This is a genomic window from Brevundimonas sp., from assembly GCF_035626975.1.
Lineage (GTDB): Bacteria > Pseudomonadota > Alphaproteobacteria > Caulobacterales > Caulobacteraceae > Brevundimonas.
The window spans coordinates 1-22480 of the sequence record NZ_DASPMQ010000055.1; the positions used below are offsets into that span (position 1 = coordinate 1).

The 22480-nt window shown below is 70.0% G+C and carries 19 protein-coding genes; 14 read left to right on the forward strand and 5 right to left on the reverse strand.

The genetic code is table 11. From position 1 onward, the window contains the following. The 9 genes from infB to pnp form a co-directional block, all read left to right on the forward strand. The coding region (gene infB, locus VEB62_RS13910) for a translation initiation factor IF-2 (RefSeq protein WP_324800868.1) at positions 1–2527 on the forward strand (2527 nt) is incomplete at its 5' end. 68 nt (positions 2528–2595) lie between these two features. Further along, positions 2596–3114 carry a hypothetical protein gene (locus VEB62_RS13915; protein ID WP_324800870.1) on the forward strand — a complete coding sequence of 173 codons (519 nt, stop codon included), beginning with the start codon at positions 2596–2598 and terminating at the stop codon, positions 3112–3114. Positions 3115–3153: 39 nt separating this feature from the next. Next, positions 3154–3828 carry a hypothetical protein gene (locus VEB62_RS13920; protein ID WP_324800873.1) on the forward strand — a complete coding sequence of 225 codons (675 nt, stop codon included), beginning with the start codon at positions 3154–3156 and terminating at the stop codon, positions 3826–3828. Further along, positions 3825–4544: a DUF2459 domain-containing protein gene (locus VEB62_RS13925; protein WP_324800876.1), complete on the forward strand. Its 720-nt coding sequence runs from the start codon at positions 3825–3827 to the stop codon at positions 4542–4544. The genes VEB62_RS13920 and VEB62_RS13925 overlap by 4 nt, the downstream gene beginning before the upstream one ends. Before the next feature lie 110 nt (positions 4545–4654). After that, positions 4655–5113, forward strand: a complete 459-nt coding sequence (rbfA, locus tag VEB62_RS13930) for a 30S ribosome-binding factor RbfA (protein WP_324800880.1) — start codon at positions 4655–4657, stop codon at positions 5111–5113. Further along, positions 5110–5595 carry a hypothetical protein gene (locus VEB62_RS13935; protein WP_324800883.1) on the forward strand — a complete coding sequence of 162 codons (486 nt, stop codon included), beginning with the start codon at positions 5110–5112 and terminating at the stop codon, positions 5593–5595. The genes rbfA and VEB62_RS13935 overlap by 4 nt, the downstream gene beginning before the upstream one ends. Beyond that, complete coding sequence (truB, locus tag VEB62_RS13940; RefSeq protein WP_324800885.1) at positions 5595–6527, forward strand: tRNA pseudouridine(55) synthase TruB; 933 nt, start codon at positions 5595–5597, stop codon at positions 6525–6527. The genes VEB62_RS13935 and truB overlap by 1 nt, the downstream gene beginning before the upstream one ends. An 11-nt stretch (positions 6528–6538) precedes the next feature. After that, positions 6539–6808, forward strand: coding sequence for a 30S ribosomal protein S15 (rpsO, locus tag VEB62_RS13945; RefSeq protein ID WP_298744151.1), 270 nt, complete (start codon positions 6539–6541; stop codon positions 6806–6808). Between the two features lie 250 nt (positions 6809–7058). Then, the gene (pnp, locus tag VEB62_RS13950; protein ID WP_324800888.1) at positions 7059–9287 is read left to right on the forward strand and encodes a polyribonucleotide nucleotidyltransferase; all 2229 of its coding nucleotides are present in this window, start codon (positions 7059–7061) and stop codon (positions 9285–9287) included. 56 nt (positions 9288–9343) lie between these two features. Here pnp and VEB62_RS13955 read toward each other — a convergent pair whose 3' ends face one another. The 3 genes from VEB62_RS13955 to VEB62_RS13965 all read right to left on the reverse strand — a co-directional run bounded on the left by VEB62_RS13955 (position 9344) and on the right by VEB62_RS13965 (position 12886). After that, positions 9344–10690, reverse strand: a complete 1347-nt coding sequence (locus VEB62_RS13955; protein ID WP_324800893.1) for an amidohydrolase family protein — start codon at positions 10688–10690, stop codon at positions 9344–9346. A 63-nt stretch (positions 10691–10753) separates the two neighbouring features. Beyond that, positions 10754–11308, reverse strand: coding sequence for an ActR/PrrA/RegA family redox response regulator transcription factor (locus tag VEB62_RS13960; protein ID WP_324800896.1), 555 nt, complete (start codon positions 11306–11308; stop codon positions 10754–10756). 69 nt (positions 11309–11377) lie between these two features. Then, positions 11378–12886, reverse strand: a complete 1509-nt coding sequence (locus tag VEB62_RS13965) for an ActS/PrrB/RegB family redox-sensitive histidine kinase (RefSeq protein WP_324800900.1) — start codon at positions 12884–12886, stop codon at positions 11378–11380. A gap of 53 nt (positions 12887–12939) precedes the next feature. Here VEB62_RS13965 and VEB62_RS13970 point away from each other — a divergent pair, with 53 nt between their 5' ends. The 3 genes from VEB62_RS13970 to VEB62_RS13980 all read left to right on the forward strand — a co-directional run bounded on the left by VEB62_RS13970 (position 12940) and on the right by VEB62_RS13980 (position 15651). Further along, positions 12940–13563, forward strand: a complete 624-nt coding sequence (locus tag VEB62_RS13970; RefSeq protein WP_324800902.1) for an SCO family protein — start codon at positions 12940–12942, stop codon at positions 13561–13563. 125 nt (positions 13564–13688) lie between these two features. Beyond that, positions 13689–14969, forward strand: a complete 1281-nt coding sequence (locus VEB62_RS13975; protein ID WP_324800904.1) for a polyhydroxyalkanoate depolymerase — start codon at positions 13689–13691, stop codon at positions 14967–14969. Then, complete coding sequence (locus VEB62_RS13980) at positions 14935–15651, forward strand: M48 family metallopeptidase (protein ID WP_324800907.1); 717 nt, start codon at positions 14935–14937, stop codon at positions 15649–15651. The genes VEB62_RS13975 and VEB62_RS13980 overlap by 35 nt, the downstream gene beginning before the upstream one ends. A gap of 186 nt (positions 15652–15837) precedes the next feature. Here the strand turns inward: VEB62_RS13980 and VEB62_RS13985 are convergent, their stop codons facing one another. Together VEB62_RS13985 and VEB62_RS13990 are read right to left on the reverse strand one after the other, a co-directional pair. Then, positions 15838–17964, reverse strand: a complete 2127-nt coding sequence (locus VEB62_RS13985) for a transglycosylase domain-containing protein (protein ID WP_324800910.1) — start codon at positions 17962–17964, stop codon at positions 15838–15840. A gap of 117 nt (positions 17965–18081) precedes the next feature. Further along, positions 18082–19035, reverse strand: a complete 954-nt coding sequence (locus tag VEB62_RS13990; protein ID WP_324800913.1) for an alpha/beta fold hydrolase — start codon at positions 19033–19035, stop codon at positions 18082–18084. Between the two features lie 124 nt (positions 19036–19159). Here VEB62_RS13990 and VEB62_RS13995 point away from each other — a divergent pair, with 124 nt between their 5' ends. Both VEB62_RS13995 and VEB62_RS14000 read left to right on the forward strand, forming a co-directional pair. Next, positions 19160–20278, forward strand: a complete 1119-nt coding sequence (locus VEB62_RS13995; RefSeq protein ID WP_324800915.1) for a Rieske 2Fe-2S domain-containing protein — start codon at positions 19160–19162, stop codon at positions 20276–20278. A 285-nt stretch (positions 20279–20563) separates the two neighbouring features. Continuing rightward, positions 20564–22474: a S8 family serine peptidase gene (locus VEB62_RS14000; RefSeq protein ID WP_324800918.1), complete on the forward strand. Its 1911-nt coding sequence runs from the start codon at positions 20564–20566 to the stop codon at positions 22472–22474. Positions 22475–22480: the final 6 nt, after the last annotated feature.

A 22480-nucleotide genomic window follows, 5' to 3' on the forward strand; every position in this document is an offset into this window, starting at 1 on the left:
CGCCCGCGCCGCCGCCGAGGCCGCCCGCGCCGAAGCCGCCAAGCTGACCGCCGCCGCTCCGGCCAAGGCCCCGGTGAAGTCCGCCGCTCCGACCGCTCCGGTCAAGGCTCCGGAGCCGGCTCCGGCTCCGACCCCCGCCCCGACCGAGGCCGTCGCGCCGCCGGCCGCCCCGCCCCGCCCCGCCCCGCCGGCCCGGCCGGTGGTCAATTTCGGCCAGCGCGCGCCCAAGCCCGGCGCTCCGGCCCGGCCCGCCGCCGAACGCCCGGCCTTCGGGGGCCGCTCGGCCCGCGAGACCGCCATGGGCGGCGGCGAGCGCAACTACGCCGAACGGCCGCAGGCTCCGGCCCGCCCGCAGGGCGGCGCCGCCCGTCCGGCCGAACCGGTCCGCTATTCGGCCCTGAACCCGCGTCCGGCGCCCGGCGCCGCCCGTCCGGGTCCGCGCACCGGCCCCGGCGGCCGTCCGGCCCCGAACGCGCCGCCCGCGACGCCCGATGTCGCCCGTCCCGTCCGCGCCGGCTTCGGCCGCCCCGCGGGCAGCAAGGTCGAGGAGGAGCGCGACAAGCGCTTCTCGGACGCCGGACCCGGCAAGGCCGTCAGCCGCACGCGCGGCGAGCCCAAGCGCCGCGAAGGCCGCCTGACCATCCAGGCCGTGGCCGGCGGCGACGAGGACGCCGCCGAGCGGATGCGCTCGCTGGCCTCGGTCCGCCGGGCCCGCGAACGCGAGAAGGAAAAGCGCAAGGGCGGCTCGACCGACGCGCCGAACCGGCCGCGCGAGGTCGTCATTCCCGACGTCATCACCGTGCAGGAACTGTCCAACCGGATGGCCGTGCGCGGCGTCGACATCATCAAATTCCTGATGCGTCAGGGCCTGATGATGAAGATCAACGACGTCATCGACACCGACACCGCCGAACTGGTCGCCGATGAGTTCGGCATGGCCGTGCGCCGCGTTTCGGAATCCGACATCGAGACGGGCTTCCTGTCCGACGCCGTCGACGACGAGGCGACCACGCCGCGCGCGCCGGTGGTGGCCATCATGGGCCACGTCGACCACGGCAAGACCTCGCTGCTCGACGCCCTCCGCACCACCGACGTGGCGGCGGGCGAGGCCGGCGGCATCACCCAGCACATCGGCGCCTATCAGGTGAAGATGGCCGACGGTCAGGCCGTGACCTTCCTCGACACGCCCGGCCACGCCGCGTTCAGCGCGATGCGGACGCGGGGCGCCCACGTCACCGACATCGTCATCCTGGTGGTGGCGGCCGACGACGGGGTCATGCCGCAGACGATCGAGAGCATCCAGCACGCCAAGGCGGCCGGCGCCCCGATCATCGTGGCGGTCAACAAGATCGACAAGCCGGACGCCGATCCGCAGAAGGTCGTCAACGAGCTGCTGCAGTACGAGATCATCGGCGAGGCCCTGGGCGGCGACACCCAGATCGTCGAGGTTTCGGCCAAGGCGCGCACCAACCTGGACGGCCTGCTCGAGGCCATCCTGCTGCAGGCCGAGGTCATGGACCTGAAGGCCGATCCCGAGCGGTCGGCCGAGGGCGTGGTCATCGAGGCCAAGCTGGACAAGGGCCGCGGCCCGGTCGCCACGGTCCTGGTCAAGCGCGGCACCCTGAAGCGCGGCGACATCGTCGTGGCCGGCTCGGCCTGGGGCAAGGTTCGCGCCCTGCTGAACGAACGCAACGAGCAGCTGACCGAAGCGGGTCCCTCCGTTCCCGTCGAGATTCTCGGCCTGGACGAGGCGCCGAGCCCCGGCGAGCCGCTCGCCGTCGTGGAATCGGAAGCCCGCGCCCGCGAGCTGACCGAGTACCGCGCCCGCGTGAAGCGCGAGAAGGCCACCGGCGGCATCAACCAGGTCTCGCTGGTCGACATGATGTCCAAGCTGCAGTCCAAGAAGGTCTCGGAACTGCCGGTCATCATCAAGGCCGACGTGCAGGGATCGGCGGAAGCCATCGTCGGCTCGCTGGACAAGATGGGCAACGAGGAGGTCCGCGCGCGCACCGTCATGTCGGGCGCCGGCGGCATCACCGAGAGCGACGTGCAGCTGGCCAAGTCGGCCGGCGCGCCGATCCTCGGCTTCAATGTCCGCGCCTCGAAACAGGCCCGCGACCTCGCCGAGCGCGAGGGCGTGGAGATCCGCTACTATTCGATCATCTACGACCTGCTCGACGACATGAAGGGCGTGCTCTCGGGCATGCTGGCGCCGCTGCAGCGGGAAACCTTCCTGGGCAACGCCCAGGTGCTGCAGGTGTTCGACATCTCCAAGACCGGCAAGATCGCCGGCTGCCGTGTGTCGGAAGGCGTGGTCCGCAAGGGCGCCAAGGTCCGCATCATCCGCGACGACGTGGTGGTGCTGGAGCTGGGCACGCTCACGACCCTCAAGCGCTTCAAGGACGAGGTCAACGAGGTCCCGTCGGGCCAGGAGTGCGGCATGCATTTCCAGGGTTTCCAGGACATCAAGGCCGGCGACTACATCGAGTGCTTCACGGTCGAAGAGATCAAACGCACCCTCGAGTAGGACGGGCATTGGGGACGGCGGCGCCCACGCGCCGCCGTTTCGCCTCATCCTTCACGGATCAACGCTCCATGCGCAGCCTCGTGACCGCCACCCTTGTCATCGCCGCCCTCGCCGCCGCCGGCCCGGCCGCGGCCGAGACGCGCTATCTGGCCTACGACGCCGCGGACCGGGTCACCCAGGCCCTGACGCGCGGCGTGACGCTGGAAGCTGACCGCGGCCTGTTCGGCGCCATCAGCGTGCGGCGGATCATCTCCACCTCCCAGCGCGGCGCGGCCGACATCCGCCGCGGCGGCCCCGACGCGGTGCGCCGCGCCCTTCCGGCGGGCTCCACCGAGAGCGCGGTCTACCATATCGCGCCGGAAGGCGACGGCCGCGGCCTGACCCGCGCCCTGTGTCCGGCGGCGGACGAGGCCTGGCTGGTGCTGGGCCGGGTCAGCCTGGGTCGGCCCCTGACCCTGCACGCCGTCGGCCGATGGTCGGACGGCGCCTACCGTCACTGTGTCCAGCTGTCCTATGCCTGGCGCGGCGAGTGGGCGATGCCGCCCGCGCAAGGTCCCGACGACTCCGGCGCCCCTGTCGGGCGATAGGCGTTCACCTCGCCGCCGACCCCCGCTAGGGTTGCAGCCATGACCGTCGCCACGGCTCCCTCCCAGACCGCGATGAAGCGCCTCGCCGGCGTGCTCTCGTTCGTCTGCCTGGTGCTGTTCCTGCTGGCCATCGAGCAGAAGCACACGGTGGCCGCCTGGCAGGCCGTCCGCTACGACGCCGCGCCCGCGGCGCAGAGGCTCGCGGACTGGGTCGGCCGCCTGCCCTCGGGCGGCGCCGACGGTCTGGACGGTCTCAAGGCGGCGGTCGCGGGCGACGACCGGCCGCTCGCCGCCGAACCCGGCTCCACCGCCATACTGAGGGGCGAATATGGTCCGGCCGACGACGCGACCCGCGCGGCCGCCGGCGCCCTCACCCTTGTTCGCGCCGAGCTGCGCTTCGAGACCGGCGAACGCCTGCGCACCCGCCCGCTGCGCATCGTCTCCGGCGGGGAGGCCTTCGCGCCCGGCCAGACCTTCGCGGCGCGGCTGAACGCCCCCGCCGACGCCCAGATCGAACTGCGCGAGGTGGTCGCGCCGGCGCGAGGGCGGACGATCCCGCCATCGGCCCTGTGCGGCGGCGAGCCGGCGGGGGTCGCGGCCCTGCTGCACCGCCGTGACCGCGTCGACCTGATGCTGTTCCGCGCCGGACGCCCGGTCGGACCCGACGCGCCGCCGACCGCCCTGTGCGGCGTGTGGCGCTTCACGGCCCGATGAAACGCCCGGGGAAACGCAAGGACCGCACCGGCGCGGGCCTGTTCGCAGCCGCGGCCCTGGTCGGTCTGATCGCCGCGCTGTGGACCTGGACCGCGCCGGGGAACGCCGCCCGCTGGCGGGCCGCGCCGGACGCTCCCGGCGTCGAATTGCACCTGCTCGACAACGGCTTCCACACCGACCTCGCCGTCCCGCGCGCGGCCCTGGAGGCGCGCCCGGGTCCGCTGGCCGAGGCGGTGCGCGCCCTGCCGGCCGGCGACTGGATCCTGATCGGCTGGGGCGACGCCAAATTCTATGTCGACCAGAGCCCGATGGAGAGCCGGCTGCCGGACGGGGCGCGGGCCTTCTTCCGGCCGGGCAATGCGTCCGTGATCATGCTCGACCCCGCCCAGCGCGATCCGGGGGGCCTGTTCTCTGAGGATGGCCGCCGCACCTTCCGCATCACCCCGGCGGGGTTCGAGGCCATGGCCGGGCGCATCGAGGCGTCGCTCGACCTGTCGACCGGCGCGCCGCGCGTCGCCGCCGCCCGCGCCGGGGACGACGCCCGCTTCTTCGCCAGCCGCGAGCATTTCTCGATCGGCCATCTGTGCAACCACTGGACGGCCGGCGTGCTCAACGCGGCGGGCCTGCCGGTGCGCCCGTTCCGCTCGATCACCTCGTCCGAGCTCATGGCCGCAGTCGGCCGGGCCGAACTGGACACCGCGCCTTCCGGGGACTAGACCCCGCGATCACTTTTTCTGGCGCGATCGGAAGGCTCTGCCTTCCCGACCCGACGCGCCTTTCGCTTTTTCGAGCCGGGTCCGAGCCCCGGCGGGCGACGGAGACATCCATGAGCAGCCGCAAACCCAATCCGAAGGCCGGAACCGTCAGCCAGCGCCAGCTGCGCGCCTCCGAGATGATCCGCCACGCGCTGGTCGAGGTCATGCGCGAGAACGAAATCCGCGATCCGGCCCTGACCGGCGTCTCGATCACCGTCACCGAGGTGCGCCTGTCGCCCGACCTCAAGCACGCCACCTGCTTCGTCGAGCCGCTGGGCGCCGGGGTGGATACGACCGACGTCGGCGGCCAGGTCGACGCCATCGTCAAGGCGCTGAACGCCCACGCCAAATTCCTGCGCGGCGCGCTGGGGCGGCATATCGACATGCGCTTCACGCCCGACCTGCGCTTCCGCCACGACGTCAGTTTCGAGGCCGCCGAACGGCTCAACCGCCTGCTCGACGATCCGCGCGTTCAGGCCGACGTCCATGTGTCGCCGTCCGAGGACGACGACGCGGACGAAACAGCGTGAAGGCCGCAGTTTTCGTCATTCTCGCGATCGCCGGGCTGGCCGGCTGCGCGACGGCTTCGCAGAATGGGAACGCCGGAGCCGTCGCCGACCTGCGTGATCCCGGCGTGGACATTCTAGCGGCGGACGGTGTTTGGGACGGCGGCCCCGATGGCCGGATGATCGTGAGCGGCGACCGTGTAACGGTCGAATCCGGGTGCGGAGACCTGCTGCTGCGGCCCGCGGAAGGACCGGCGCCGATCGCGGACGGGCCCGGCCGGACGTATCGCCTGGTCGTCGAGGCGTTCTCGCCCGCCGACGATCCCGACGGCCCGTGTGAGGAAGCCCAGCCGGGTGTCCATGTCGCCCTTGTCGTGCTGAGCCTTGCCCTGCATCCCGCGTTCGACTCCCCGGGAGGCTTGGTGATGCGGGTCTCGCCGATGACCGAAAGGAGCCAGGTGCTGCCTTGGCACCTCGCGATGATGTCCCTGCGGCGGATGGACTGATGGCCCGCCGCAAGAAGGGCGACATCGTCAACGGGTGGGTCTGCCTCGACAAGCCGCTGGAGATGGGCTCGACCGACGCCGTGTCGAAGGTCCGCCGGCTGTTCAACGCCCAGAAGGCGGGCCACGCCGGGACGCTGGATCCGCTGGCCTCGGGCATCCTGCCCATCGCCCTGGGTGAGGCGACCAAGACCGTGGCCTTCATGATGGACGCCGAGAAGGTCTACCGCTTCACCGTCAACTGGGGCGTCTCGACCGACAGCCTCGACCGCGAGGGCGAGATTACGGCCCGGTCCGACGTGCGGCCGTCCGTCGAGGCGGTGCGCGCGGCGCTGACGGCTTTTGTCGGCGAGATCGATCAGGTTCCGCCGCAGTACTCGGCCATCAAGGTCGACGGCCAGCGCGCCTATGATTTGGCCCGCGAGGGCGCCGAGTTCGAACTGGCCTCGCGCCGGGTGACCATCCACGACGCGGTTGTCAGCGACAGCCCGGACGCCGACCACGTCGAGCTCACGATCCGGACCGGCAAGGGCGTCTATGTGCGCTCGCTGGCCCGCGATCTGGCGACGGCCCTCGGGGCGGAGGGGCATGTTTCGGCCCTGCGCCGCGAGCGGGTCGGACCGTTCTCGACGGAAAACGCCGTGTCGCTGGATTTCCTGACCGATCTGGTGCATAGGGACGCCGCCTCGGAAGGCTTGCTTCCCGTCGCGACCGCCCTGGACGACATCCCGGAGCTGGCCGTGACGGATCAAGACGCCTTCTCGCTTCGGCAGGGACGGCCGATCGTACTGCTCCCCAGACAGGTCGAAACGTTGAAGAGCCGCCTTCGGGAGGGCTCCAGAACCGTTTCAGCCTTTCAGGGCCAGACGCTCGTCGCTCTCGGTCAGTTGCGGGCCGGCCGGCTAGAACCCGACCGCGTATTTAACCTCCAGTAGGAGCTCCCCCGATGTCGATTACTGCTGAACGCAAGCACGAAGTCATCGCCGACAACGCCCGCACCGAGGGCGACACCGGTTCGGCCGAGGTCCAGGTCGCGATCCTCTCGGAACGCATCGCCAACCTCACCGAGCACTTCAAGACCCACAAGAAGGACAACCACTCGCGCCGCGGCCTGCTCAAGATGGTCTCGCAGCGTCGTCGTCTTCTTGACCACCTGTCGAAGGTCGATCGCGAGCGCTACACGGCGCTGATCACCAAGCTGAACCTGCGCCGCTAAGGACGCCGGGGACGAGCGGAAGAGCTTTTCGAGGCGCGGGCCATGTCCGCGCCTCGTTCCGCATCCAGAACCAACCCGCGCGCCTCGGGTTTTCAGGCGCATGACGCGAGGGCTGAACACCGGTCCTCAACCACTCCCGGGTCTTCCACGATGGCGTGGCGGCCCATGGACCGAAGGACTGAACGCCCGACGCTCCACCCACTGATGGGACCCCGCGCGGAATCCGCCCGCGGGATACGAAAGACGAAACATGTTCGATATCAAACGCAAGACGATCGAGTGGGCCGGACGCCCGCTGACGCTGGAGACGGGCCGCATCGCCCGTCAGGCCGACGGCGCCGTGCTGGCGACCTACGGCGAGACCGTGGTTCTGGCCACCGTCGTCTACGGCCGCGCGCCCAAGCCGGGCCTGGATTTCTTCCCGCTGACCGTCAACTACCAGGAAAAGACCTTCGCCGCCGGCAAGATCCCGGGCGGCTATTTCAAGCGTGAAGGCCGTCCGACCGAGAAGGAGACCCTGGTCTCCCGCCTGATCGACCGTCCGATCCGCCCGTTGTTCGTCAAGGGCTTCAAGAACGAGACCCAGGTCGTCGTCACCGTCCTCCAGCATGACATGGAGAACGATCCGGACGTGCTGGGCATGATCGCCGCCTCGGCCGCCCTGACCATCTCCGGCGTGCCCTTCATGGGCCCGATCGGCTCGGCCCGCGTCGGCTACATCGACGGCGAGTACGTGCTGAACCCGACCCTCGACCAGATGCCGGACAGCCAGCTCGATCTCGTCGTCGCCGGCACCCAGGACGCCCTGATGATGGTCGAATCCGAGGCCAAGGAGCTGTCGGAAGAGATCATGCTGAACGCCCTGATGTTCGCGCATCGCGGCATGCAGCCGGTGATCGACGCGATCATCGACCTGGCCGAGCACGCCGCCAAGGAGCCGTTCGACTTCCAGCCGGACGACGTCTCGGACATCGTCGCCTCGATCCAGAAGCTGGTCGGCGAGGACATCAAGGCCGCCTACACCCACGTGGGCAAGTACGACCGCCGCTCGGGCGTCGACGTGGCCAAAAAGAAGGCCGCCGAGACCTTGGTGAAGACCGACGAGAACCCGGACGGCGTCGACGCCTCCAAATTCTCCACGGCCTTCAAGGAATGCGAAGCCCACGTCCTGCGCCGCGACATCATCGACAACGGCCACCGCGTCGACGGCCGCGCCCTCGACAAGGTCCGGGACATCGTCTCGGAAGTCGGCATCTTCCCGCGCACCCACGGTTCGGCCCTGTTCACCCGGGGTGAAACCCAGGCCATCGTCGTCGCCACGCTCGGCACCGGCGAGGACGAGCAGTACGTCGACGCGCTGAGCGGGACGTACAAGGAGAAGTTCCTCCTGCACTACAACTTCCCTCCCTATTCGGTCGGCGAGACCGGCCGGATGGGCGGCGCGGGCCGTCGGGAAATCGGTCACGGCAAGCTGGCGTGGCGGGCGATCCGTCCGATGCTGCCGTCGTCGGAAGAATTCCCCTACACCATCCGTCTGGTGTCCGAGATCACCGAGTCCAACGGCTCCTCGTCGATGGCCACGGTCTGCGGTTCGTCGCTGGCCCTGATGGACGCCGGCGTGCCCCTCAAGCGTCCCGTCTCCGGCATCGCCATGGGCCTGATCCTCGAGCCGTCGGGCGAGTTCGCCATCCTGTCCGACATCCTCGGTGACGAGGATCACCTCGGGGACATGGACTTCAAGGTGGCCGGCACGCGCGAAGGCATCACCAGCCTGCAGATGGACATCAAGGTCGCCGGCATCACCGAAGAGATCATGCGCAAGGCGATCGCCCAGGCCTCGGCCGGCCGCCTGCACATCCTCGACGAGATGGACAAGGCCATCGACGGCGCCCGCACCGAGCTGGGCGAGTACGCGCCCAAGATCGAGCAGATCAAGGTTCCGACCGACAAGATCCGCGACATCATCGGCACGGGCGGCAAGATCATCCGCGAGATCGTCGAAAAGACCGGCGCCAAGATCAACATCGAGGACGACGGCACGGTGAAGATCGCCGCCTCCGAGCAGGAGAAGATCGACGCCGCCAAAAACTGGATTTCGTCGATCGTGTCCGAGCCCGAGCCCGGCATGATCTACTCCGGCAAGGTCGTGAAGGTCGTCGATTTCGGCGCCTTCGTGAACTTCTTCGGCGCCAAGGACGGTCTGGTCCACGTGTCGCAGATCAGCCAGGAGCGCGTCGCCAATCCCGCCGATGTCCTGACCGAAGGCCAGGAAGTGAAGGTCAAGTTCCTGGGCATGGACGACCGCGGCAAGACCAAGCTGTCGATGAAGGTCGTCGATCAGGAAACCGGTGAGGACCTGACCGACAAGATCAACGCAGAGCGCGCCGAGCGCGGCGAGCCCCCGATGTCGGAAGACACCGGCGGCCGTCCCAAGCGCGAAGGCGGCGGCGATCGTGACCGCGGGCGCAGCCGTCGCTGAGACGCGGCGTCATCGCTGAACTGAAGGAGGCCCCGGTGGAAACGCCGGGGCCTTTGTCATGGCTCTCGATCGTCGCGATAGATGCGGCCGTCGCGCATGACGAAATGGACGGCCTTCAGGGTCGTGACGTCCGTCAGCGGATCGCCCGAGACAGCGATCAGGTCGGCCCGCTTGCCCGGCTCCAGCGAGCCGATCTCCTGCGACAGGCCCAGCAGATCGGCGGCGTTGACGGTGGCCGCTTCGATAGCCGTGGCCGGCGTCATGCCGTGCTGGACCATCAGCTCGAATTCGTCGGCGTTCCGGCCGTGCTTCGACACTCCGGCGTCGGTCCCGAACGCGATTCGCACGCCGGCGGGGACCGCGCGCTGCAGCGACTGTCCGGTGATCGAGATGCGCCACTGGATCTTGGGCAGGACCTCCGGTGAATAGGCGTTGGGGTCCGCGGCCAACCGTTCGCGATAGCCGTTCACCGTCGACAGCGTCGGCACATAGTAGGCGCCGGAGCGGCGGAACAGGTCGATGGTCTCATCGTCGAAGATGGTGCCGTGTTCGATCGAATCCGCGCCGAGGCGCAGGGCCAGATTGATCCCGTCGGCCCCATGCGCGTGGACGGCGACCTTCTTGCCGTACAGGTGCGCGGTGTCGATCAGCGCGCGCGCCTCGTCCTCGAACATCTGGGCGCCGAGACCCGCGCCGATGCGGCTGTTCACTCCGCCGGTGGTGGCGATCTTGATGACGTCGGCGCCCCGGCCGATCTGAAGCCTCACCGCCTCGCGGCAGCTGGCGACATCGTTGCAGACATTGTCGTGATCGGCGTGTTCGCGCAGATCGTCGCTCAGCCCCAGTCGGCCGTCCATATGGCCCGAGGTCGTCGATATGGACGTCGCCGCGTCGATGATGCGCGGTCCGGGCAGCGTATGGGCCGCCGTCGCGTCGCGCAGCGCCAGGGTGACTCCGCCGTCGTCGCCGAGGTTCCTGACGGTGGTGAAGCCGGCCATCAGGGTCTTTCGGGCGTTGTCGGCGGCGCGATAGGCGTGGGTGGGCAGATTCTCCGTCAGACCGGAAACCAGTCCGGCCTGCCCGCCGAGATCCGAAACCAGATGCACGTGGCTGTCGATGAGACCGGGCAGGACGAACTGATCGCGCAGATCGACGACGCGTGCGCCGGCCACCGCGTCGGCGCCTACGAAACCGTCGCGGATTTCGACCACACGGCCGTCGCGGATCACCACCGTAGAGGGACCCCGCGCCGCGCGACCCGGACGGTCCAGCAGGCGGCCGGCCTGAACAAGGGTGGTTTCGCCGGTCGCCGACGCGGCCGGCGCGGGCGTCTGGCTCCACGCCGACGGCGACCCGGCCAGAACCCCGGCGGCGACGGTGGCCGCGATCATGGATGTCTTCATCGGTACACTCCCTGCCCGCAAACCGTTAGAGCGCGGCGGGAGAGAACTGGCAAATCCGCCGTCCTACCGCGGCGCCCGCTTGGCCAGGATCCGCTGCAGCGTCCGCCGGTGCATGCCCAGCCGGCGCGCCGTCTCCGAGACGTTATGGTCGCACAGTTCGTAGACGCGCTGGATATGCTCCCAGCGCACGCGGTCGGCGCTCATCGGATTGTCGGGCGGCTCGGGGGCCTCGCCGGTGGCCAGCAGGGCCTTGACCACGTCGTCGGCGTCGGCGGGCTTCTGCAGATAGTCGACCGCGCCGGCCTTGACCGCCGCCACGGCGGTGGCGATGGCGCCGTAGCCGGTCAGCATGACGATGCGGGCGTCCTCGCGCCGCTCGCGGATCGCCTCGACCACCTTCAGCCCGTTGCCGTCCTCGAGCCGCATGTCCAGCACGGCGAAGGCGGGGACGGAGGCGCGCAGAGCCTCGCGGGCCTCGGCCACCGAGCCGGCCGTGGTGACCTCGAAGCCGCGGCTCTCCAGGGCCCGCCCGAGCCGGGTTCGCAGGGCGTTGTCGTCGTCGAGCAGCAGGAGGGTCTTGTCCTCGAGGGCGGCGATCCGGTCTTCGCTGTCGGGCATCATCGTTCTCCTGGACTCCAAGTCGGTAACCCCGGGGCTGCGGTCAAGGTTCAGCGGCGGGGTGCGACATCACGACGGCGGAACCTCAAGGGCGGGGCGCGGCCAGCGCACGGCGACGCGCGCGCCCCTGGGATGGCTCTTCTGCGGCTGGCCCTTCTGGGGGGCGGGCCCGCCGTCGCCCGCGCCGACCGACACCTTGCCGCCGGTCCGCTCCAGCAGGGTGCGAGCGATGAAGAAGCCCAGGCCCATGCCGCCCTGGCTGGGGGCGATGGTCTCCGGGGCCGGGCCCGCCTTGCCGGCCTTCCTGCCCTTGCGCCCGGGCGCGGCGGCGGCGACCGAGGCGGCGAGCTGGGCGGCCAGCGCCCGCCGCGCCTTGCCGTGAGGCCGGCTGGTCACATAGGGCTCGCCCAGCCGGGGCAGGATGTCGGGCGGGATGCCGGGGCCGTCGTCGACGACCTCGATCTCGATGAAGCCGGCGTCGACCAGGGCCTGCACCCGCACCCGGCTGTTGGCGAAGTCGGCGGCGTTCTCGACCAGGGTCGACAGGCCGTGCACCACCTCGGGCAGGCGGCGCACGCGCGGCGCGGCCTCTCCGGACGCGGTCCGAACCGCCACCTCGAACGCCAGGTCGAAGCCCCGGTGCGGCTCGACCACCTCCTCCAGCAGGGCCTTCAGTCCGACATCGGCGAAGACGGAATCGCCCTCCTCCGGCTGTTGCGACAGCTGCTTGAGAATGTCCCGGCAGCGTTCGGCCTGCTGCAGGATCAGGGCCGCGTCCTCGGCAGCCGCGCCGTCCCTGGCCGAGGCGCGCAGCAGTTCTCGCGCCACCACCTGGATCGTCGCCAGCGGCGTGCCCAGTTCGTGCGCCGCCGCCGCCGCCAGCCCGCCCAGCGCCGCCAGCCGCTGCTCGCGCTGCAGCACGTCCTGGGTGGTGGCCAGGGCCAGTTCCAGCTTTTCGGCGTCCGCCGCCACCCGCCAGGCGTAGGCGGCGGTGAAGACCACGCCGGTGATCAGGGCCAGACCGACGCCGAAGCGATACAGCGGCGGCAAGTCGAGCTCCGTCCCCGCCTGCCACGGCAGGGGCATGGAGAAGAAGAACAGGCCGACGGTCGCCGCCAGCACCAGCAGCCCCATCAGCGCCGCCTGCCGCCCGGGCAGGGAGGCGGCGGCCACCGTCACCGGCGCGACCAGCAGCAGGCAGAACGGGTTCTGCAGTCCGCCGGTCAGGGCCAGCAGGGCCGACAGCTGCAGGATGTCGAAGCCCAGATGGGCCGCCGTCAGCGCCCCGTCCGGCGCCGAGCCGTCGCTGCGTTTGAGCCGCGCCGTGGCGTTCAGGTTCATCGCCACGCTGGCGGCGATACAGGCCAGACAGCCCCACAGCGGCAGGTCGAAATGGAACCAGCCGACGGCCACGGCGACCGTGGCGCTCTGCCCGGCGATGGCCATCCAGCGCAGGATGACCAGCGTCCGCAGCGACAGGCCCCGGCTGCGGCGCGGCAGGTTGCGCCAACCGGCGAAGCGGCCGCCCCCGTCGATGACGGCGGACTGCGACGACAGGGGGTCTTGGGTCGGGCTCACGGCTCTTCTATAGACCAGCCGCGCCCGCAAGGCGCGTCTTGCCGGGGGTCGTGATGCCGCGCCGTTCCATCCTGCTGTTCGCCGGCGCCTGCGCCGCCATCGCCGCCGCCCTGCTGGTGGTGACCCTGGTCATCGTCAGTCGCCCGGCGGGTGGGTTGCAGCCGGGCGAGGTCGTCTCGACCGGTCAGGCCGACGTCGGCGGCCCCTTCCAGTTGGTCGACCAGGAGGGCCGGCCCGTCGACCAGACGATGCTGGAGGGCAAGTGGTCGCTGGTCTTCTTCGGCTTCACCTACTGCCCCGACTTCTGCCCGACCACGCTGCAGGCGCTCGATGCGACGAAACAGCGACTGGGCGACAGGGGGAAGGACCTGCAGATCGTCTTCATCAGCGTCGATCCGGAGCGCGACACGCCCCAGGCGCTGAAGGACTATCTGTCCTCCGACGGCTTCCCCGAGGGCGTCATCGGCCTGACCGGCACGCCGGCGCGGATCCGGGCGGCCGCCGACGCCTACAAGGCCTACTATGCGAAATCCGGCGAGGGCGAGGACTACACCATGAACCACTCGCTGACGGTCTATCTGATGGGTCCCGACGGCCGGTTCCGCACCGCCGTCGCCGAGGAGCTCGGTCCCGAGACGTCGGCCCGGGTGATCGAACAGGCGATGGCGCGCGGCTGAGGCCGCCGGCGGTCCGGGCGACAACCTGGGCCGTTCACGACAAACTGATCAGCGATAATCCTTTTGCAGTGCGGCGCATTCTATGGTGCCCTGCCATATAAGGCGGGGGCCGTCTCAGGACACGCATGCTGTATTCGCTTCACGAGCTCGCCTACGCATCGGCGACGCCGTTCCGGTTCGGGGCCCAGATGGCCCGCCAGTTCTGGAGTTCTCCGCTCAATCCCGCCGCCGACACCGCCATCGGGCGCACGGCCTATGCCTCGGCCGAGCTGTTCGAGAGCGTCACCCGCCGCTACGGCAAGCCGGCCTGGGGCCTTGAGGTCATCAATATCGACAACCGGCCGGTCCGCACCACCGAACAGGTGGTCTGGTCCTCGCCGTGGTGCCGGCTGGTGCGGTTCGCCCGGCACGTCGGCGACCTGAAGCGCATTGGCAGGTCGGCCGCCGCCCCGGCGGTGCTGATCGTCGCCCCCCTGTCGGGCCATTACGCCACCCTGCTGCGCGGCACGGTCGAGGGTTTCCTCCAGGACCACGACGTCTACGTCACCGACTGGTCCAACGCCCGGCAGGTGCCGATGCTGGAGGGGCGGTTCGACTTTTTCGACTACATCGACCACGTCCGGACCATGCTGGGCGTCATCGGCCCGCGCGCCCATGTGGTCGGGGTCTGCCAGCCCGGCCCCCCGGTGCTCGCCGCCTGCGCCCTGATGGCCGAGGACGGGGATCCCAACCGCCCGGCCTCGATGACCTTCATGGGCTCGCCGATCGACGCCCGCCTGTCGCCGACGGTGACCAACCAGCTGGCGGAAGAAAAGCCCTTCACCTGGTTCAGGTCGAACATGATCCACACCGTGCCCTGGCCCTATCCGGGCTTCGGGCGGCGGGTCTATCCGGGCTTCGTGCAGCTCTACAGCTTCATGTCGATGAACGAGGAGCGCCACGTCGACGCCCACCGCGAGTATTTCCAGGACCTGGTCGACGGCGACGGCGACGGCGTCGAGAAGCACGAGCAGTTCTACGACGAGTACCTGTCGGTGCTGGACCTGAGCGAGGAATTCTACCTCCAGACCATCGACATCGTGTTCCAGCAGCATCTGCTGCCGCGCGGCCTGCTCGAGCATCGCGGCCGCAAGGTCGATCTGACGAGGATCACGGACATCGGCCTGATGACGGTCGAGGGGGCCAAGGACGACATCTCGGGCGTCGGCCAGACCCAGGCGGCGCATACGCTGTGCACCGGCCTGCCGGACGAGCGACGCATGCTGTACGTCCACCCCGAGGTCGGCCATTACGGCGTCTTCAACGGCCGCCGCTTCCGCGACGACATCTATCCGCGCGTGCGCGACTTCATCGCCCTGAACGAGGCCCTGAGTGCAGTACCGGAACGGCCAGCGGCTGCCGCCTGACGCCGTCGGCGTCCCGGCGCGGCTGTCGGTCAACCCCCGCGCCCGGCGGCTGTCGATCCGCATCGACGGCCGCGCCGGCGAGGCGGTGCTGGTCGCCCCCTCGGAACGCAAGCTGGGCGACGTCGTCGCCTTCGCCCGCAGCAAGGCCGGCTGGATGCGCCAGCGGCTGGCCGAGCGGCCGCAGGGGTCGCCGCTTCAGCCCGGCGGGACCGTGGCCCTGTTCGGTCGCCCGACCCGTCTGGCCGCCACCGGCGGGGCCGGGGCCGCGCGCCTGACCGAGGACGCCGAGGGACCGCTGATCGTCTCGGGCGGCGAGGGCGAGGCCTTCGCGCGGCGGGTCGAAAACCTGTTCAAACGGGTGGCGAGGGAAACGCTTCAGGCGCGCACCGATTTCCATCTCCGCGCCCTTGGCCTTCGTCCCGTGAAGATGTCGATCGCCGATCCGAAGTCGCGCTGGGGCTCGTGCAGCCCGCACAACCGGACCATCCGCTACAGCTGGCGGGTGATCATGGCCCCGCCGCCGGTGATCGACTATCTGGCCGCCCACGAGGTCGCCCACCTGGTCCACGCCGACCACAGCCCGGCCTACTGGTCGGTGGTCCAGCGCCTGATCGGCGACCACCGCCCGCCCAGGAAATGGCTGAGGGACAACGGGCCCGCGCTGCACGCGGTGGGCCGGTAGGGTCCACCACCAGTTCGCGACGATTTTGGCCACGCGCCGAGCACAAAACGCGGTGCAGTTCGGCCAGTTCGACCATGCAATTTGCTGCAGAAACCGCCGAAATCTGCAGTCGACAGCTGACGGTGGAGCGGCAGGTCCTCTTTTCGCCCCGCGTCATCCTCGGTCAAGCCCGAGGATGGCGCCTGGTCAGAAGAACAGCGGGTCGGCCTTCTCCGGCGGCGGGGCCGGCTGGGGCTGCGGCTGCGGCGCGGGGGGATCCCGCTGCGGCTGCGGCTGGGTCGGGCGCAGCACCGGCTGGTCAGTGCGGTTGGGCGCGATCGGGCGCTGCGCCGGCTGCGGCTCGAGCAGCCCCTCGTCCAGCGGATCGACGCCGGTGTCGCCCGGCGGATTGTCGCCGAACAGGTCGCCGATGCGGCCGATCAGGCTCTCGACCGGGCTGGGCGGCTGCCAGCCCTCGGGCATGGCCGGGCCGTTGGGAATGGCCGGGGCGTTCAGGCGCGGCAGGGCCGCCTCCATGAAGCCGCGCCAGATGGCCGCCGGGGACGAGCCGCCGGTGACGCCGCGCATCGCGCTGTTGTCGTCCTTGCCGACCCAGACGGCGGTGACGAAGCCGCCAGTGTAGCCCACGAACCATGCGTCCTTGTAGTCCGACGTGGTGCCGGTCTTGCCCGCCACGTCGCGGCCCGCGATGGCCGCCGACCGCCCGGTGCCCGAGGTCATGACCCCGCGCAGCATCTGGTTCATATAGTAGAGGAACGGGTTCGAGATCGCCTGCACCGGTCCGGCCTCGCGGCTGGCGCGCTGGTAGATGATCCGGCCCTGCGGCGTGCGGATGCGGCTGATGCCATAGGCGCTGACGCGCTTTCCGCCGTTGGCGAAGGCGTCATAGGCCTGGGCCATCTCCAGCGGCGAGACCTCGACCGCGCCCAGCGCCATGGACGGGTCCAGCCCGATGCGCGAGGTGATGCCGAGGCGGCGCGCCGTGCGGGCGACGTTGTCGCGGCCGACCTGGTCGGCCATGCCCGCCGCTATGGTGTTGGTCGACTGGGCCACGGCCTGGGCCATGGTCATCTCGCCGCGGAAATCGCCGGTGTAGTTGCGGGGCGACCAGTTGCCGATGCGGATCGGCTGGTCGTTGACCAGGGTCTGGGGGGTGTAGCCGCTTTCCAGCGCGGTCAGATAGACGAAGGGCTTCCACGCCGAACCGGCCTGGCGGCGCGCGTCGACCGCCCGGTTGAACTGGCTGTCGGCGTAGGACGCGCCGCCGATCATGGCCCGGACCCGGCCCTCGCCGTCCAGCGCCACCAGCGCCGCTTGCTGCACGCCCTTGGACCGGTCGCGGTCGAGGATGCGGCGCACCGCCCGCTCCGCCGAGGTCTGCAGCGTCAGGTCCAGCGTCGTCTCGACGATCATGTCCTCGGTCGGCTCCCCGACCAGTTCGCGGATCTGCTTGTCCAGCCAGTCGACGAAATACTGCGCGTGCTGGCTGGCCAGCGTCCGCGACACCCGGACCGGCTCGGTCACCGCCTGGGCCCGCTGGGCCGGGGTGATCACCCCGGCGTCGACCATTTCGTTCAACACCACGGTCGCCCGGGTCGCGGCCCGCTCGCTCTCGGACACCGGCGAATAGCGCGACGGGGCCTTGAGCAGCCCGGCCAGCAGCGCCGCCTCGCCGACGGTCAGCTGTTTGGCGCTCTTGTCGAAATAGCGCTGCGACGCGGCCTCGATGCCATAGGCCCCGGCGCCGAAATAGACCCGGTTCAGATAGAGGGCGAGAATCTCCTTCTTGGAGAATTTCATCTCCAGCCAGACCGCCAGCATCAACTCCTGGACCTTGCGCTTCAGGTTCTGGTCCGGGCTCAGGAACAGGTTCTTGGCCAGCTGCTGGGTCAGGGTCGAGCCGCCCTGCACCACGCGTCCGGCGCGCATGTTGGCGGCGATGGCGCGGCTCATGCCGATCGGGTCGAAACCGGGATGGTGGTAGAAGCGCCGGTCCTCGATGGCGATGAAGGCCGCCGGAACGTAGTCGGGCAGGGCGTCCAGGTCCGCCGGCGGCGCCTGCTGGGTGCCGCGCACCGCGATCAGGGCCCCGTTGCGGTCGAGGTAGGTGATCGAGGGCTGGCGATCGACATTGTACAGGGTCGAGGTGTCGGGCAGGTCGCGGGCGAAGACGGCGAAGAAGACCACCAGGAAGATGACGCCCCAGATGGCCAGAACCGACCCCCAGTAGATCAGGCGCTGCACACGCGTACGCACCGGCTTCGGCTGCCCGTCGCCGCCGCCGCGCCCAAAGCTGAAGCCGGAACCCGCCATCAAAACCTCATCTGTCCGGTCCCGGTCTTAGCGGTTCGCCGGACGCACGCAAACGCCCCTCACGTCGTCACGGGACCGTGAGGGACGTTTCCGCCGAAACGATGACGCTTGAACGTCCTATTCTAAAAACGCGTTCACCTCGGCGGCGAATACGGCGGGCTGGTCCAGCATGATGAAGTGGGCGCTGTCGTCGATCCGCTTCAGCGTGGCGGCGGGCAAGCCGGCGAACGAGGCGCGATAGATGCCGTCGGTGATCTCGGCGGTCATCCGCGGGTCGTTGAATTTGACGTAGAGCACGGTGGTCGGCGCGGTGATGTTGGTCAGCTCGGGCCGCAGGTCCGTGACGATCAGTTCGCGGAACGCCGCCGCCGAGACCTTCTGGTCGCTGGTCCGGCTGTCTTCCAGCGGTCCGGCGCGCAGGGATTCGGTGTTGATCATGGCGGTGATCTGGGCGTCCGCCTGCTGCTGGTATTGGTCGCGCGGCGAGTTGGCCATGCCCTGATGGATCATGTCGGCCACGGGCGTGACGCTTTCGGCGGTCGGAGTCGTGCCCGGCTGGGCGAACATCGCGCCCATGAACGGCACCATGTCGACGACCATCAGCCTGCCGACGCTGTCCGGATGGCGGGCGGCCAGCATCATGCCGATCGTGCCGCCCATGGAGTGACCGATCACCGCCGGCTTCTCCAGGCCCTGCTCGCGGATATAGCGGGCGATGTCTTCGGCCACGGGCGCGGAGACGGGACCCTCGGCATTGTCCTCGGCCGGCGCGCCGGAGAAGCCCTGTACGTGGATGCGATGGACGCGGTAGCGGCCCTTCAACTCATCCGTCAGCGCATCGAACACCTCGGGCGAGGACGACAGGCCGGGGATCAGGATGACGTCGCCGACCGGGTGCTCGGGGCCGTCGACGCGGACATGGAAGCGGCCGGACTCGAAGTCGGCGTGCCGGTGGCCGTGACCGGCGGGCTGGGCGTGGGCGGCATGGTTGTCCTGGGCCAGGGCGGGGGCGGCAAGGACGGGGCTGATCAGGGCGGCGGCGGCCAGCAGGGCCGTCAGGGCGGATTTCATCGGGGTTGTCTCTCCATGAGCGTCGCGGATGGATAGGCTATTCACTTTATGACGTAAAGCACTTTTCATGATGCTCAACCCGATGGCTGGCGGCGACCCGGAAGCCCGGCCTAGAATAGCAGGCATGACGCCCCCCGATACCGCTCCCGTCGCAGCGCCCGAGACCCGTTCCGCCCCGCCACTCGCCTTCGGCAAGGGGTTCGTGCTCGACACCTGGTATTTCGTCGCCCTGTCGCGCGACGTGAAGCCCGCCTCGCTGAAGCGCCACGAACTGCTGGGCGAGCCGGTCCTGATCGGCCGCACCCGTGCGGGCGAGGCCTACGCCATGCGCGACATCTGCCCGCACCGCGCCGCGCCGCTGTCGGCGGGCCGGCTGGTCGAGAAGCCGGGCGAGGGCGAGACCATCGAGTGCTGCTACCACGGCTGGCGCTTCCGCCCCGACGGCGTCTGCGCCGCCATCCCGTCGCTGGTCGAGGACCAGGCCTATGAGCCCGGGCGGATTCGCGTGCGCTCGTATCCGGTGCGAGAGAGCCAGGGCATGATCTTTGTCTGGGTCTCGTCGGATCCGCGCAATCCGGCCGAACCCGACCATGAGCCGCCGCAGTTCCCCGGCGTCGTCGGCGGCGAGGCGAAACTGGTCGAGTGGATGGATTTCGAGGCCCATATCGATCACGCCGTGGTCGGTCTGATGGACCCCGCCCATGGCCCCTATGTGCATCAGCAATGGTGGTGGCGGTCCGCGCATTCCATGCACGAGAAGGCCAAGGCCTTCGAACCGCGCGAACTGGGCTTCGCCATGGTCCGCCACGCCCCGTCCTCGAACAGCCGGGCCTACAGGATCCTCGGCGGCGCCCCCGCCACGGAGATCACCTTCCGCCTGCCCGGTTATCGCTGGGAGCATATCCAGGTGGGCGAGAAACAGGTGCTCGCCCTGACCTGCCTGACTCCGGTCAGCGAGGCGAAGACGCGCATCACCCAGATTTTCTGGTCCGACCACTGGGTGTTCGACCTCGCCAAGCCCTTCCTGCGCATGGGCGTGGTCGCCTTCCTGAAACAGGACGGCGGCATGGTGAACCTGCAGAACGAGGGCCTGCGTTACGACCCGGCCCTGATCTGGATCGATGACGCCGACAAACAGGCGAAGTGGTACCAGCAGCTCAAGCGCGAATGGGGCAAGAGTCGCGCCGAAGGGCGGGCCTTCGCCAACCCGGTCAAGCCGGCGACGCTCCGATGGAAGAGCTGAGGCGCATCGACTGACGGGGAGAATGAGGATCCTTGTCATCCCGGACGCCGCGCAGCAGCGATCCGGGACCCCGACGTTCTCCGACTCCAGGAACCCGCAACCGCGCCTCGCAGTTTATGAGACGCAGGGTTGTGGGCGAAGGAGGCTGGCGTGTTCCCGACCCGGAAAATCCGATCGATTGCGATCTCTCTCCCAGTCTCTCTTCTCGCGCTTTCGAACAGCGTCGACGCGCAGGACCAGCCGCAAGGCCCACCCCAGGGCCGGGGCCTTGGCCCGCCGCAGCATGTGATCGACGCCCCCCGGCGAACCGGTCGTCCGCTACCCGGTCGCTTCATCGTCACGCTCGAGCCGCGGGCCGACCCCCGGGCCGTCGCCGCCGAGCACGGGGTCGAGCCGGACTACGTCTATCAGACCGTCCTCATCGGCTTCGCGGGCGGCATGTCCGACCTGGCCCGCAGCGGCTTGCTTCGCGACAATCGCGTGGTCCGCGTCGAGCAGGACGCCGAGGCGGTGATCACCCAATCGGCCAACAGCTGGGGCATCGACCGCATCGACCAGGCGTCGCTGCCGCTGAACGGAAGTTATAGCGCCACCGCGACCGGGCGGGGCGTGACGGTCTACGTCCTCGACACCGGCATCCGGTTCGACCACGCCCTGTTCGGCGGCCGGGCGGTTCGCGGCATCGACGTCATCAATGACGGGCAGAACGGGGGCGACTGCAACGGTCACGGAACCCATGTCGCCGGCACGATCGGCGGGGGGTACGGCTACGGGGTCGCGCCGGGGGTGACCCTGGCGTCCGCCCGCGTGCTCAACTGCCAGGGCAGCGGATCCATCAGCGGGATCATCTACGCCCTCGACTGGGTCGCGGCGAACGCCCGCCGTCCCGCCGTCGTCAACATGTCGCTGGGCGGCTCGAGCTCCGCCTCCCTCGACGCCGCCGTGGAGCGGATCGTCGGCAACGGGATCGCGGCCGTGGTGGCCGCGGGCAACGAAACCGCCGACGCGTGCGGCGTATCCCCGGCGCGGGCCCCGAACGCCCTGACCATCGGGGCGACCGACAACCGCGACGCCCGCGGAAGTTTTTCGAACTACGGCAGCTGCGTCGATCTGTTCGCGCCCGGCGCCGCCATCATCTCGGGATATCACACGGGCTCCACCGCCCTGGCCCAGCTGAGCGGCACGTCCATGGCCGCTCCGCACGTCGCGGGAGCGGCGGCCTTGTTGCTTGAGGGAACCCCTTCGGCCTCCCCCGCGGCGTTGCGCGACGCGCTCTACCAAAGCGCCACCAGGGGCAAGGTCACCGACGCGCGGAGCGTCAACAATCACCTGCTGTTCGTCGGCGCCGCGCCGGCTCCCGCCCCGGCCCCCGGGACGATCACGGGAACCGCCGGCGCCGACACCGTCAACCGGTCGACCACCGTGCCGGGACAGCCCCTCCCGGGCGCGGGCGCCGAACGGATCTACGGTCTGGCCGGCAATGACAACCTGCACGGGGAAGGGGGCGACGACACCCTCGACGGGGGCGACGGCGACGACACCCTCAACGGCGGTCCGGGCGCTGATGTGATCGACGGCGGCGCGGGCGTCGACACCGTCACCTACGCCGACGCCGCCGCCGCGGTGAACCTGAACCTCGGCGCGACGGCCGCCCAGAACACGGGTGGATCGGGCGTTGACACGGTCCGGAACCTCGAGCGGGTCATCGGTTCGATGCACAACGACCTCCTGCAGGGAAACAGCGCCGCGAACAGTCTCCTGGGCGGAGCGGGTCATGACCAGCTGAACGGCGTCGCCGGGATCGACACGGTGGAGGGCGAAGCGGGCTACGACATCGTCAACGGCGGCTCGGGGAGCGATCGGCTCGTGGGCGGCGCGGGCGGGGATCGGTTCCGCTTCGACTCGGCTCTCAGCGCCACGACGAACGTCGACACGATCGCCGACTTTTCCGTCGTCGACGACACGATCCTGCTCGGCCGGGCCGTCTTTCCGGCGCTGGCCCTCGGCAGCCTGCCGTCCACGGCCTTCCACGCCGGCACGGCGGCCCAGACCACGAGCCACCGGATCGTGTACGACCGCGCGACGGGCAACATCTACTACGACCCGGACGGCAGCGGGGCCGCGGCCCAGACGCTCTTCGCCAGGGTCACGGCCGGCCTCGGCCTGACGAGCGGCGACTTCACCATCGCCAACTGAGGCCGG